Source organism: Luteimonas sp. 9C, from assembly GCF_902506295.1.
Taxonomy (GTDB): Bacteria; Pseudomonadota; Gammaproteobacteria; order Xanthomonadales; family Xanthomonadaceae; genus Luteimonas.
In genome coordinates this window covers 591,281-604,729 of the sequence record NZ_LR733312.1, presented here as the reverse complement: position 1 = coordinate 604,729, position 13,449 = coordinate 591,281, and the positions used below count along the sequence as shown (strand labels likewise).

At 68.0% G+C, this 13,449-nt stretch carries 10 protein-coding genes; 2 read left to right on the top strand and 8 right to left on the bottom strand.

The genetic code is table 11. The features are described 5' to 3' along the window. Nucleotides 1-5: 5 nt before the first annotated feature. From CURTO8I2_RS02600 to CURTO8I2_RS02580, 5 genes are all read right to left on the bottom strand, one after another. The gene (locus CURTO8I2_RS02600) at nt 6-1,007 is read right to left on the bottom strand and encodes a MoxR family ATPase (protein WP_159678424.1); all 1,002 of its coding nucleotides are present in this window, start codon (nt 1,005-1,007) and stop codon (nt 6-8) included. 52 nt (nt 1,008-1,059) lie between these two features. Further along, nucleotides 1,060-1,758: a DUF4159 domain-containing protein gene (locus CURTO8I2_RS02595; protein ID WP_159678422.1), complete on the bottom strand. Its 699-nt coding sequence runs from the start codon at nt 1,756-1,758 to the stop codon at nt 1,060-1,062. 633 nt (nt 1,759-2,391) lie between these two features. Further along, a complete protein-coding gene (locus CURTO8I2_RS02590) occupies nt 2,392-3,726 on the bottom strand; it encodes a TldD/PmbA family protein (RefSeq protein WP_159678420.1) in 1,335 nt (444 codons plus the stop codon). Nucleotides 3,727-3,738: 12 nt separating this feature from the next. Then, the gene (locus CURTO8I2_RS02585; RefSeq protein WP_201295470.1) at nt 3,739-5,373 is read right to left on the bottom strand and encodes a TldD/PmbA family protein; all 1,635 of its coding nucleotides are present in this window, start codon (nt 5,371-5,373) and stop codon (nt 3,739-3,741) included. 279 nt (nt 5,374-5,652) lie between these two features. Further along, a complete protein-coding gene (locus CURTO8I2_RS02580; protein WP_201295469.1) occupies nt 5,653-7,284 on the bottom strand; it encodes a TldD/PmbA family protein in 1,632 nt (543 codons plus the stop codon). A 203-nt stretch (nt 7,285-7,487) separates the two neighbouring features. Between CURTO8I2_RS02580 and CURTO8I2_RS02575 the strand changes: the two genes are divergently transcribed. Continuing rightward, nucleotides 7,488-9,299 (top strand): DUF885 domain-containing protein, encoded by a 1,812-nt coding sequence (locus CURTO8I2_RS02575; protein WP_159678418.1) that lies wholly within the window; start codon nt 7,488-7,490, stop codon nt 9,297-9,299. Nucleotides 9,300-9,610: 311 nt separating this feature from the next. Further along, nucleotides 9,611-11,278 carry an alpha/beta-hydrolase family protein gene (locus tag CURTO8I2_RS02570; RefSeq protein ID WP_159678416.1) on the top strand — a complete coding sequence of 556 codons (1,668 nt, stop codon included), beginning with the start codon at nt 9,611-9,613 and terminating at the stop codon, nt 11,276-11,278. Between the two features lie 36 nt (nt 11,279-11,314). Here the strand turns inward: CURTO8I2_RS02570 and CURTO8I2_RS02565 are convergent, their stop codons facing one another. The 3 genes from CURTO8I2_RS02565 to CURTO8I2_RS02555 form a co-directional block, all read right to left on the bottom strand. Then, nucleotides 11,315-11,725, bottom strand: a complete 411-nt coding sequence (locus CURTO8I2_RS02565; RefSeq protein WP_159678414.1) for a CrcB family protein — start codon at nt 11,723-11,725, stop codon at nt 11,315-11,317. Then, nucleotides 11,722-12,126, bottom strand: coding sequence for a fluoride efflux transporter CrcB (gene crcB / locus CURTO8I2_RS02560; protein WP_159678412.1), 405 nt, complete (start codon nt 12,124-12,126; stop codon nt 11,722-11,724). Before crcB ends, CURTO8I2_RS02565 begins: the two co-directional genes overlap by 4 nt. Nucleotides 12,127-12,249: 123 nt before the next feature. After that, the gene (locus tag CURTO8I2_RS02555) at nt 12,250-13,326 is read right to left on the bottom strand and encodes a substrate-binding domain-containing protein (protein WP_159678410.1); all 1,077 of its coding nucleotides are present in this window, start codon (nt 13,324-13,326) and stop codon (nt 12,250-12,252) included. Between the last annotated feature and the right edge of the window lie 123 nt (nt 13,327-13,449).

Genomic DNA, 13,449 nt, shown 5'->3' with positions numbered 1-13,449 from the left:
GGAGATCAGCGCGCCGGCGCGGGCAAGGCGCGCAACAGGCCCGCGATCACCGCGTCGGCGTCGATCTGCGCGGCTTCGGCCGCGAACGACAGCACCAGACGATGACGCAGCACGGGCGCCAGCAACGCCGCGACATCCTCGCGCGTTGCCGCGAGCCGGCCCTGCAGCAGCGCACGCGCCTTCGCGGCCAGTACCAGCGACTGGCCGGCGCGCGGACCCGCGCCCCAGCGCACGTACTCGCGCACGATCTCCGGCGCGCCCTCGCCCGGGCGCGTCGCGCGCACCAGCGCTGTGATCCAGGCCAGCAGGTCCTCGCTCACGTGCACCTGGCGCACCAGCGCCTGCAGCGCGAGCACCGCGTCGGCGCCCATCACCCGCGGCACCTCCGCTTCGGCCGTGCCGGTGGTGCGCGCGAGGATCGCCTGCTCCTCGTCGGCATCGGGATAGCCGAGCGCGACGTGCAGCAGGAAGCGATCGAGCTGCGCTTCGGGCAACGGATAGGTACCGGCCTGTTCGATCGGATTCTGCGTGGCCAGCACGAAGAACGGTCGCGGCAATGCTCGGGTCACGCCGGCATGGCTGACCGTGTGCTCGGCCATCGCTTCGAGCAACGCGGCCTGGGTCTTGGGCGGCGTGCGGTTGAGCTCGTCGGCCAGCAGCAGCTGGGTGAACACCGGGCCTTCCTGGAAGCGGAAATGGCGCTTGCCGGTGCCGTGGTCTTCCTCGAGCAATTCGGTGCCGAGCAGATCGCTCGGCATCAGGTCGGGCGTGAACTGCACGCGCCGGAAGCCCATATCGAGCGCCTGCCCCAGGGTGCGCACCAGCAGCGTCTTGCCGAGCCCGGGCACACCTTCGAGCAGCACGTGACCGCCGGCGAGCAAGGCCACCAGCAGCTGTTCGACGACATCGGCCTGGCCGACGACCGCGCGGCCGATCGCGGCGCGCAGCGCATCGAGCTGCGCGAGGCGGGCCTGCAGGTCGGCTTCGGTGGGAGCTGTGTCGGTCATGCGTGCCTCGAAAAATGCGGGTGTGGGCGCGCGCCCACGACAGAAATGGTGGTCATGCGCTCAAGGCATACATGACGATGTTGACCGCGAACTTGGTGTTGTCCTCGGCCAGGAAACGCTTGTTGCGCCAGTCGTAATCCCACTCGCAGCCGTAATCCTTGTTGCTGTAGAGCACGGCCAGGCGCCCGTCGATCGTGATGCCCTTGAGGTAGTCGTGCACCAGATCGTCGCCCCAGCCGTTGAGCTCGAAGCTCGTCGCCGGGGGGCCATCCGGGAACTGGAAGAAGCTGCGGTAGAGCGCATGATTGTTCGGCAGCTTCCGCAGCGCGGATGCGCCGAAGATCGCGGCCATCTGCGCCTCGAACGATTTGGCGAACAGGCCGTCGATGTCGTGGTTGCAGTCATCGACGAACACGAAGCCGCCACCGCGCACATAACGCTCGAAGTTGCGTCGCTCGGCCGGACTGAACTCGACCAGCTTGTGGCCGGCGAGATAGCAGAACGGCGATGCCAGCATCTTCGGATCCGACAGCGCGACGACCCGCTCCTCCGGATCGACCCGCAGGCTGGTGTAGTCGATCAGCGAGGTGATGACGTTGGACGGCATCCGCTGGTCCACATCCCAATTGCCGGATTCATAGCGCAGGCGGGTGAACCAGAAGTCGTAGCGGGCGGATTGGGCTGCGAGCGGCGGCAACGCGAGTGTTGCGGCGCTGGCGAGCAGCAGTTGCAGGGATTGGCGGCGATTCATTGCGCGTACGTTCCCGCAAACCCGGGGTATCGCCGATGCAGCACGTACTTGCTTTGGCTTTGGCTTTGGCTTTGGCTTTGGCTTTGGCTTTGGCTTTGGCTTTGGCTTTGGCTTTGCAACGAATGGTCAATGCAGGGTGCAGACCCGGAGGGCGCCGCACATGGATGTGCGGCGTTTTTCGACCGAGCCAGGGATGGCGAGTCGAAAAATTCCGAAACGAGTGACTCGCCGAGTGAGCTTCGTCGGGGCTGGCCCTTTTCTTTGGTTCCGTTTCTTTTGGGCCAGCAAAAGAAATGAACCCGCTCGCCGCCAGGTGAGTGGAAGCGTTTGACGTTGCTTCTCTTGCCGAAGACGAGCGCGCAGGCGTAGATCAAACGCTTTCGTCCGCTGAAGCGGCCGAGTTCATTTCTTTTGGTAAGCGCCAAAAGAAACGGAACCAAAGAAAAGCGCTTCCTCGACACGTCCACAGCCCGCGGCGTCGCGTGCCTAGGGATTTTCCGACTCGGCATCCTGCCTCGGTCGGAAAACGCCGCCCATCCATGGGCGACGCCCTTCGGGTCTGCAGACGATCGTGAAGCCGTCACGGCGAGCAGAGCCTCACCGTGACGAGCGAAAAACCGCGACGCGAATGCCTCAGACCGCATCCGACAACGACGTAAACGTGAAGTCCCGCAGCCGCATCGGCGGCAGCATCATCACCATCGACGACTCGTCGCCACCCACCCGCACCGGGCGGCCCAGCTCGTCGATATTGTTGAGCATGATCACCGGCGATTCGTTGAAACGGAAATTCTTGACCGGGTGCTTGATTTCGCCGTTCTCGATATAGAACGTGCCGTCGCGGGTGAGCCCCGTCAGCAGCACGGTCTGCGGATCGACCATGCGGATGTACCAGGTGCGCGTGACCAGGATGCCGCGATCGGTGCCGCGGATGAGGTCGGCCGTCGTGCCCTCGCCGCCGGACATCAGCAGGTTGCCCGGGCGGCCCACGGCCCGCTTGCCCTGCTGCTGCGCCCAGAAGCGCGAGTAGTCGAGGTTGGCGATCTTGCCGTTCTCGATGATCGGCATCTTCTCGCGCGGCAGGCCTTCGCCGTCCCACGGCATCACCGCCGCTTCCGGATGCCAAGGGTCGGCGACGATGTTGACGCGCGGGTCGTAGACCTGCTCGCCCAGCTTGTTGCCGCCGCCGCGCTTGGACAGGAAGCTGCGCCCCTCATCCGCCGTGCGCGCGTCGAAGAACCGCATCATGAAACTGATCAGGCCGGCGGCCGCCGCGGGCTCCAGGATCACCGTGTACTTGCCCGGCTCCAGCGCCTTGGCCTCGGCCGAGTCGCTGGCCTTGCGCATCGCCACGCGCACGTCGCGCTCGGCATTGAACGCGCTGGCGTCCTTGAGGTTGCGTCCCACCCAGCCCGAACCGCGGCCGTCTTCGGTGCGCACAGTGCAGGTGTAGTTGAAGTTCGTCGCCTGCTGGTAACCGAAGTTGCCGTTGCTGTTGGCGAAGGCGACGAAGTTCTTGCCGTCGTCGAGGAAGCCGGCCGCGATCAGCTGCTCGGCGCGGCACGGGGTGATCGAACCGGCCGCGACCTGCGCGCGGAATTCCGGGGTGATCGCCGCCGTCGATTCGCTGTAGGTCGGGCTGGCCCGGTATTCCTGCTTGCCGATCGCCGGCAGGAACTCGGGGTTCTCCGGCGCCAGACGCGCGAGGTCTTCGGCGCGCTTGACCACGCTCCGCAGCGAGGCCTCGTCGAAGGCATTGATGCTGGCCGTGCCGACGCGCTTGCCGAACGCGACCTGCACCGCGAGCTCGGCATTGCTGACGATGCCGCTGGTGGAGACGTTGTTGAGCGCGAAGCGGATGTTGCCGTCGACGGAGCCGGCCAGCGTGGCCGTGCATTCGTCGGCGGTGGACAGGGCGACGGTCTTTTCGAGGATCTCGCGCGCCTGGGCTTCGGTGAAGATGGTCATGTGGGAGTCTCCTTAGCCGAGCGAACGCGCGGTGTTGATCACGTTGATGCCGTCGAAACGGGCGGTGGACGAACCGTGCGACACGGCCGACACCTGGCTCGGCTGGCCCTTGCCGTCGAAGAACGAACCGCCGAGGCGGTAATCGCTTTCGTCGCAGATCGCGGTGCAGGCGTTCCAGAATTCCGGCGTGCGGATCTGGTAGGCCACGTCCTCGATCATGCCGGTGATCGCACCGTCCTTGATCTCGTAGAACAGCTGGCCGCCGAACTGCGCGTTGTAGCGCTGCTGGTCGATCGAGAACGAGCCGTCGCCGATAATGTAGATGCCGTTCTCGACGTCCTTGATCATGTCCGCGACGCTCAGCTTTGCCTTGCCCGGCGCCAGCGAGACATTGGGCATGCGCTGGAACTGCACGCTCGACCACGAGTCGGCATAGCAGCAGCCGTCGGACTCGGTCTTGCCGAGGATGTGGGCCTGGTCGCGGATCGCCTGGTAATCGACCAGCTTGCCGTCGGTGATCATGTTCCAGCGCTTGGTCGATACGCCTTCGTCGTCATAGCCCACGGCGCCGAGGCTGCCTGCCTGGGTCTTGTCGGCGAACACGGTGACGATGTCGCTGCCGTACTGGAAACGCTGCTCGCGCTTGTCGAGCGTGGCGAAGCTGGTGCCGGCGTAATTGGCTTCGTAACCGAGCACGCGGTCGAGCTCGAGCGGATGGCCGATCGCTTCGTGGATGGTGAGCCAGGTGTGCGAGGGGTCGAGCACCAGGTCGTAGCGACCCGGCTTGACCGACGGCGCCTTGAGCTTCTCCTGCGCCTGGCGGGCCGCGGCGATCGCGTCCTCGCGCATGTCGTAGGACTTGCCGTAGTTGGTCACGCCGTTGGGCGAGACGATCTTGCCCGACGCCGCGCCGTCCAGATATTCGTAGCCCATGCCCATCGGCGCGGACAGACCTTCGCGCGTGCGGAACTTGCCGCTGGCCTTGTCGATGGCGGTCACCGTCATCGGCGCCCAGATGCGGTGCACGTCCTGGTCGATGTAGGAGCCGTCGGTGCTGGCGAAGTATTTCTGCTCGTTGACCAGGAACAGCGTGGAGTTCACGAAGCTCGCGCCCGCGCCCATCGCCGCAGCGTTGACGCCCAGCAGCAGCTCGACCTTCTCGGCCACCGGCACTTCCATGCCGTTCTTGCTGATCGGCGTGCGCCACGCGACTTCGCCCACGCCCTTGACCGGGGCCAGCTGTACCGGCGCGGTCTGCACCTTGGAATTCGCCATCGCGATCGCCGTCGCCTGGCGCGCGGCCTCGGCCACGCCCTGTTCGGTCAGCGTATTGGTCGCCGCGAAGCCCCAGGCGCCGCCCGCGATCACGCGCACGCCGACACCGATCGACTCCGTGCTGACGACGTTCTGCACCTTGTCCTCGCGCGTCATCACGAACTGGCGCAGGTAGCGCCCGACGCGGACATCGCAGTACGTGGCACCGGCGGAGGTCGCCGCGTTGAGACCGGCATCGGCGAGCCGCTTCTTGAAGCCGATGTCGAGCGTGGCCACCAGCTGCTCGGCGGCGATGACCCGGCCGAAGACGGCGGGCAGCATCAGGCCGCCCGCGCCGACACCAGCGAGGGCGAGGAAGTCGCGTCTATGCAAGGGAGCTCTCCGAAGAACGGGTCCGCAGCGGCGCTCGCCGTGGACGGGATTGACTGGGGTGGCATCGCATCCAGCGGGGCCACCCCGATTCTTGACGCGATGCATGCGGAGCGTCCAGTGACTTTCGGCACAGGACGATGTGATGGATGTCGCTGCGCGGGAGCATGCAGTCCGGCGACGACGCGCGGTCGGAGCGTGCGCCAATGCCGGGCAGCGAGGTGTCGGACGGCGTCATCGCCCATCCGTGGACCGGTGCGCGCGTCGCATGCGCCCGGCGGCTCAGAGGTTGCGCGCCGTATTGATGATGTTGATGCCGTCGAAGCGCGTCGTCGCCGAACCGTGCGACACCGCCGAAACCTGGCTGGGCTGGCCCTTGCCGTCGAAGAACGAGCCGCCGAGACGGAAGTCGCGTGCGTCGCAGATCGCCGAGCAGGCGTTCCAGAATTCCGGCGTGCGGATCTGGTAGGCGGCGTCCTCGACCATGCCGGCGATCTCGCCGTTCTTGATCTCGTAGTACAGCTGCCCGCCGAACTGCGCGTTGTAGCGCTGCTGGTCGATCGAGTACGAGCCGCGGCCGTGGATGTAGAGGCCGCGTTCGACGCCAGCGATCATCTCCTTGACCGTCAGCGGCGCCTGGCCCGGCGCCAGCGAGACGTTGGGCATGCGCTGGAACTGCACGCTCGACCATGCATCGGCATAACTGCACCCGTCCGATTCGGTCTTGCCGAGGATATGGGCCTGGTCGCGCGTCGCCTGGTAGTCGACGAGGATGCCGTCCTTGACCAGATCCCAACGCTTGCACTGCACGCCTTCGTCGTCGTACGCCACCGCGCCGAGGCTGCCCGGCTGGGTCTTGTCGGCGAAGAAGTTGACGATGTCGCTGCCCCAGCGATAACCCTCGTCGCGCTTGTCGAGCGTGGCGAAGCTGGTGCCGGCGTAGTTGGCCTCGTACCCCAGCACGCGGTCGAGTTCGAGCGGGTGGCCGACGTTCTCGTGGATGGTTAAAAACAGGTTCGACGGATCGAGCACGAGATCGTAGCGGCCGGGCTGCACCGACGGCGCCGACAGCTTCTCGCGGGCCTGGCGCGCCGCAGCGGCGGCATCGGCGCGCATGTCGTAGGCCTGGCCGTAGGCGATCACGCCGCCAGGCAATTCGAAGCGCTGCGCGGGATCGGGTGAGAGGTATTCGTAGCCCAGGCCCATCGGCGCCGACAGGCCGTCGCGAGTGCGGAACTTGCCGCTGGCCTTGTCGACGGCGGTGACGGTGAACGGCGCCCAGATCCGGTGCACGTCCTGGTCGATGTAGGAGCCGTCGGTGCTGGCGAAGTACTTCTGCTCGTTGACCAGGAACAGCCGCGAGCTCACGAAGTCCGCGCCCTCAGCGGTCGCCGCCGCGTTCACGTCCATCAGCAGCGCGACCTTTTCTTCCAGCGGCACCGCCATGCCGTTGCGACGCACCGGCGTCGCCCACGCCACTTCGCCCACGCCGCGCACCGGCGCCAGCTGCACCGGCGCGGTCTGGATGCGCGCATTGGCCTTGGCGATCGCCAGCGCCTGACGTGTCGCTTCGGCGATGCCGTCGGGATCGAGCGAGCGCGTCGCCGCGAAGCCCCAGGCACCGTTCGCGATCACGCGGATGCCGACGCCGGTCGATTCCTCGTTGACCACGTTCTCCACGCGCGTCTCGCGGGTCATCACGTAATGGCGCAGATAGCGCCCGATGCGCACGTCGCAGTAGCTGCCGCCGCCATCGCGCGACGCCTGCAGGGCGACATCGGCAAGCCGCTTCTTCAGCGCCGGATCGAGCGTACCGGTCAGTTCTTCCGCCGCGATCGCGCGGCCGATGCCACCGGGCAACAACAGGCTGCCGAGCCCGATTCCACCGTAGGCCATGAAGTCGCGACGCCGCATTCCACTCTCCCCGCGGCGATGGCCGCTTGCCGTCCGATTCTTCGGTGCGCGCGTGGATGCGTCAAATCAGGTGCCATCCGCATGCGTGAGGACGCATGCGCGACGCCGCCGGGTGAATCCGCGTTCCGCCACCATCGGCACATGCAGGCGCGCCGGTGCGCCTCTATGCTTGCGCGCTGTCCCGACTTCCGGAAAACCGCCGCATGCGTCGTTCCCTGCTCGCTGTCGCCGTGCTCACCGCCGCCCTCGCCGGCTGCAACCGTGAGGCGCCGACCACGCCCGCCACTGCGCAGGACGCGCCCGCTGCCACCGCACCGTCGCAGGCCGACGCCGCATTCGCCGAACTGTCGAAGCGCTATCTCGACGAAGGCATGAAGCTCTCGCCGATCTCGGCCACGCAGATCGGCGATCACCGCTTCGATGCGGAGGTCGACGATCTCTCCGCGGCCGGCCGTCAGGCGGCGCTCGACTTCAACCGCCGTTACGTGACCGAACTCGAGGCGATCGACTTCGCCCAGCTCTCGCGCGACAACCACGTCGATGCGCTGATCCTCAAGAACACGCTCGAATACGGCATCTGGGACACCGAGACGCTGCAGAGCTGGGCCTGGGATCCGCAGATCTACAGTGGCCTCGCTGGCGGCGCGATCTACAACCTGATGGCGCGCGAGTTCGCGCCGATGCCCGAGCGCCTGAAGTCGGCGACGGCGCGCATGGAGAAGATCCCGGCGATCCTCGCCCAGGCGCGCGAGAACCTCGACCCCGCGCGTGTCCCCGCCACCCATGCGCGCACCGTCGCTGCGCAGAACAAGGGCGTGCTGTCGCTGATCGACACCTTCATCACGCCCAACGCCGACCAGCTGCAGGGCGAGGACCGCACGCGTCTCGATGCCGCGGTGGAGACGCTGCGCGCCGCGGTCGACGAACACCAGACCTGGCTCGACGGCACCCTGGTGCCGAACGCCAAGGGCGAGTTCCGCGTCGGCGCCGAGATCTACGACCAGAAGCTCAAGTTCGCGCTCAATTCCTCGCTCAGCCGACAGGACATCCGCCAGCGTGCGGAAGCCGAACTGGTGCGCATCCGCGACGAGATGTACGTCGTCGCCCAGGCCGTGCTGAAGGACCGCGAAGGCGCGCCGGAGACGCCCGCGCAGCCGAGCGAGGACCAGCGCCAGGCCGCCATCGAAGCGGCGATGGAAGTCGCCTACGCCGACAAGCCGGGCCGCGACGAAGTGGTCGACTTCGCCAAGCACACGCTGGACGTGGCCACCGAATTCACCCGCCAGAACGACCTGGTCACGGTGCCCGACGATCCGGTCAAGATCATCCTGATGCCGGAATTCCAGCGCGGCGTCGCGGTCGCCTACTGCGATTCGCCCGGCCCGCTCGACAAGGGCCTGGACACCTATTACGCGATCTCGCCAATCCCCGACGACTGGGACGATGGCCAGGTCGATTCGTTCCTGCGCGAATACAACAAGCACATGATCCACGTGCTGACGATCCACGAGGCGATGCCCGGTCATTACCTCGAAGGCGCACATTCGGTGAACCATCCGTCGACGCTGCGCGCGGTGTTCCGCTCGGGTCCGTTCGCCGAAGGCTGGGCGGTCTACACCGAGCGGATGATGGCCGACGCCGGCTACGCCGACAACGATCCGCTGTTCCGCCTGATGCAGCTGAAGTTCTATGCGCGCGCCGTGGCCAACGCGATCCTCGACCAGGGCATCCACGTCGACAACTGGACCAAGGAACAGGCGATGGACCTGATGGTCCGCCAGACCTTCCAGCAGACCAGCGAAGCCGAAGGCAAGTGGATCCGCGCGCAGCTCTCGTCGACCCAGCTCGCGACCTACTTCGTCGGCGCGCAGGAGCACTTCGACGCGCGCAAGGCCGCCGAAGCGAAGGCCGGCGACGCCTTCAACCTCAAGCAGTACCACGACGACATGCTGGCCCAGGGCGCGCCGCCGGTGCGCTTCGCACGTCAGCTGATGCTGGACGAGACGATCGAGTAAGCGTCCGGTTTTCGATCCGTCGATTGCAACGTCACGTCGCCCCGGCGCAGGCCGGGGCCCGGTGACTTCGGATCCGAAACACCGACCAGGCGCGATGGCGGAATCCGCACGCGCGAGGTGACGGGTATTGCCGCCTAACGATGCAGCATCGTCGCCCCCGCCTGACGCGACATGCGTCTGTCAAAAGACGATGGGACGAAGCGTCGAAAGATGCACCGGCTGCCGAGGGGCAGCAGCGTTTCACGCGCCCGGTGTCGTGCTTGGCATGGACGCTTTCAGAGTCGTGGAAGCACCCGCGCTACCATCGCGTCATGCCCACACGCGCTTCCATTCGCCACGCCGCCGCACGCATGCTCGATCCGCTGTGCAGCATGGGCCTGTGGCTCGGCACGCTGTGCTTCGCCGCGTCGCTGACGCCCAGCCTGATTCCGCGCGACGCGCTGCTGCAGGGCGTGCTGTCGGGTATCGCGTTCGCGGCCGGTTACGGTGTCGGCGTGCTGATGCGGTGGCTGTGGATCTTCCTCGGCCTGCCGCGGCTGCGTGATCTGGCGATCGGGCGTGTCGCGACCGGGCTCGCGGTGGTCGTCTGCGCAGCGATGGTGATCGTCTTCCTCGCGCAGGCCTCGGGCTGGCAGAACGACATCCGCGCACGCATGGGCATGGCGGCGGTGACGAGTGCGCGCCCGGTCTTCGTCGGTCTGGTGGCGGGCGGCGTCGCGCTGGTGCTGCTGCTGCTCGGTCGACTCTTCGGCGGCGTGGTGTACGTGCTCTCGCAGCGCCTGGGCCGGCATCTGCCGCGGCGCGTGTCGCTGATCGTCAGCGTGGCGCTGGCGGGCCTGCTGTTCTGGGGCATCGGCAACGGCCTCGTGTTCGAAGCCGGCCTGCGGGCGCTGGATTCCTCGTACCGGCAACTCGACGCCGTCGTCGATACCGCGCTCGACCCGCCGCGTGATCCGTCGAAGACCGGCAGCGCGGCCTCGCTGATCGACTGGTCCGGCCTGGGCCGCATGGGACGCGCGGCGGTGGCCGCCGGCCCGACGCAGGCGGAGATCGAAGCACTGACCGGCCAGCCCGCGCAGGAGCCGTTGCGCATCTACGTCGGCCTCAATTCCGCGCCGGACATCCGTGCCCGCGCCGATCTCGCACTGGCCGAGATGATCCGCGTCGGCGCGTTCGAGCGTTCGACGCTGGTGATCAACACACCCACCGGCACCGGCTGGCTCGATCCCGCGAGCCAGAAGGCACTGGGATATCTGCAGCGCGGCGACGTCGCCACGGTGTCGATGCAGTACTCGTATCTGGCCAGCTGGCTGGCGCTGATGGTCGACCCGACCTACGGCGCGGATTCGGCGCGTGCGCTGTTCGCCGCCGTGCACGGCCACTGGCGCACGTTGCCGCGCGACCGCCGCCCGCGGCTGTATCTGCACGGCCTGAGCCTCGGCGCGCTGAACTCCGACCTGTCGCTCGATCTGTTCGACCTGCTCGGTGAGCCCTTCGACGGCGCGCTGTGGGCCGGCCCGCCGTTTCCGAGCCGGACCTGGCGCCATGCGACGCTCGGACGCGATCCGGCCACGCCCGCCTGGCGCCCGCGCTACGGCGACGGCTCGGTGGTGCGCTTCATGACGCAGGACGGGGCGCCTGCCGGCAATGCCGCCTGGAGCGGCCCGCGCATCGTCTATCTGCAGTACCCCAGCGATCCGATCACGTTCTTCGAACCCGGTTCGGCGCTGCGCCGACCGGTCTGGCTGTCCGGACCGCGCGCGGACGACGTGTCCGGTTCGCTGCGCTGGTTTCCGCTGGTGACCTTCCTGCAGCTGGGCATGGACATGGCGGTCGCGACCTCGACACCGACCGGCTACGGCCATGTGTTCGCCGCCGACGACTATGTGGATGCGTGGATCGCAACCGCGGGCGCGGACACCTGGGACGCGCGCTCGGTAGCCGCGCTGAAGGCGGAGCTGGCGGCGCAGGGGCTGTAGCGGACGCCCCGTGGGACGCGGTCCGGACCGGCCGCCCTACCGCGTGCGGACCGCCGAATTGCATCGCATGCCGACCGCATGGCCGGCCCACACGGCCAGCAGCCACGCGATGACCGATGCCGCGACATTGAGGCCGGCGAACGCAAACGCGCCCACCTCGACGAGGTAGAGCGTTTCCAGGCTGAAGACCGAGAACGTGGTGAAGCCGCCGCACACGCCCGCGAGCAGGAAGTGACGCTGCGCAGGCGTGGCGGGCCATCGCCCGTCGGGCGCGGTGACGGCGGCGAACAGACCGATCAGGAAGGAGCCGATCACGTTGACCGCCCACGTCCCCCACGGAAAGCCGGGGCCCAGCAGCTGCAGCATCGCCAGCGAGCAACCGAAGCGCGCGAGCGCGCCCAGCGCGCTGCCCAGCATCACCGCCGCATGGACACGCTCCGCACTCATGCAGCGCCCCGGATCAGCAGCGCCAGCAGATACCCGGCGCACACCGCAGCCAGGCAACCGGCCAGTGAGGCGGCCACGTTGCCGAGCGCGCGTGCGTAGTCGCGCTCGCGCAGCAGCGCGAGCGTCTGCAGCGAGAACGAGGAGACCGTGGTGTAGCTGCCGAGCACGCCGATGACCAGCGCGGCCCAGAGCGGGGTGTGGAGGACGGTGTGGCCCGGGCGCGCCGTCAGCAGCGCTGCCAGCGCACCGATCGCGAACGCACCGGTCGTGTTCACCACCAGGGTGCCCCAGGGAAAGGTCTCGCGAAGACGGCGCGCGATCACGCCCGACAACCAGAAGCGCGCCAGCCCGCCCAGCGCCCCGCCGATCGCCACACCCAGCAGCTGCAGCACCCAGTGCATGTCGTCTCCCGTGGCCGGATCGTGATGGCGCGGCGCCGCCGCACGGTACGCGGCGCGCCTGCGCGATACAAGGCAGGACACGCGCGGTCGCAACGCGTCGCAGGACCGCGCCGGCGGCGTGGTCTAGATGCGCGCCGACGCGAACGCCTCGCGCAGCGTCTGCACGTTGCCGCAGTAGCTGGGGTCGTAGCCGGGCAGCAGCCCGAGTTCGCGGCGGAAGCGGTCGCTGCGCAGCAGCGCGAGCAGGTCGACCAGTCGCCCGGCATCGAGCACGTCGCTGTGGCACAGGAAGAAATAGTGCTCGGTGATCAGCGGAAAGAAATCCAGCCCGTACTTGCGCGCCGGCGGTTCGAGCGCGAATCCGACATCCGCCAGACCGCTGGCGACGTAGGCAGCGACCGCCGCGTGCGTGAGTTCTTCCACGTCGCAGGCGCGGATGCGCTCGAAGGCGATGCCGTGACGCGCGAGCATCGCCTCGAGCAGCAGACGCGTTCCCGAGCCCGGCTGGCGATGGATCATGCGGATGTCCGGACGCTCGAGATCCTGCAGGGTCTCGATGCGCAGCGGATTGCCGGGCGCCAGCACCAGACCCTGCCGGCGCATCGCCAGGTGGATCACCCGGTCGTGGTCCAGATCGAGGCGCTCGAGATAGTGCGCGAACAGTGCCGGCTCCAGATCGCCGATCGGCAGGTGCAGGCCCGCGATGTCGCAGGCGCCGGCGCGCAGCGCGGCCAGGGCGTCGTCGGGGCTGCGGTACTTGAGGTCCAGCGGCAGTTCGCCCTCGGCCATGCAGCGGCGCAGGGTCTCGACGCCGAACCCGTGGGAGGCGTGGATGCGCAGCGGCGTGGCATGCGCGCTGACCGTGCGTTCGAGTTCGGCCTCCAGCTCCGTCGCCAGACTGTCGAGCATTGGCGACAGGCGCGCGGCGATGCGGTTGTCGGCCCAGACCAGCCGCTCGCCGATCGGCGTCAGCCGCGCGCCGCGGCCGCGGGTCATGCGCAGCAGCGGCTGGCCGAAGACGGCGCGCGCGTCCTGCAGCTGGCCCCAGGCGTAGCGGTAGGACAGTCCGACCTCGCGCGCGGCAGCGGCGAGCGAGCCGGTGCCGCGCACCGCGATCAGCAGGGCCACCAGATGCGATGGCAGCTTCGCCCCCGACGCGCTTTCCAGCGCCCACTGCGGCTGGATGCGGACCTTGTACATGCGGTGCTCCCCTGGAACCTGCTGCGGTGCAGCGCGCGCGGGCCGCAGGTTCAATATGTTCATGAAAGCCGGATATTCGACCAATGGAAGTGGCGGCGCAAGGCCACCGGGGGTACCGTTGCG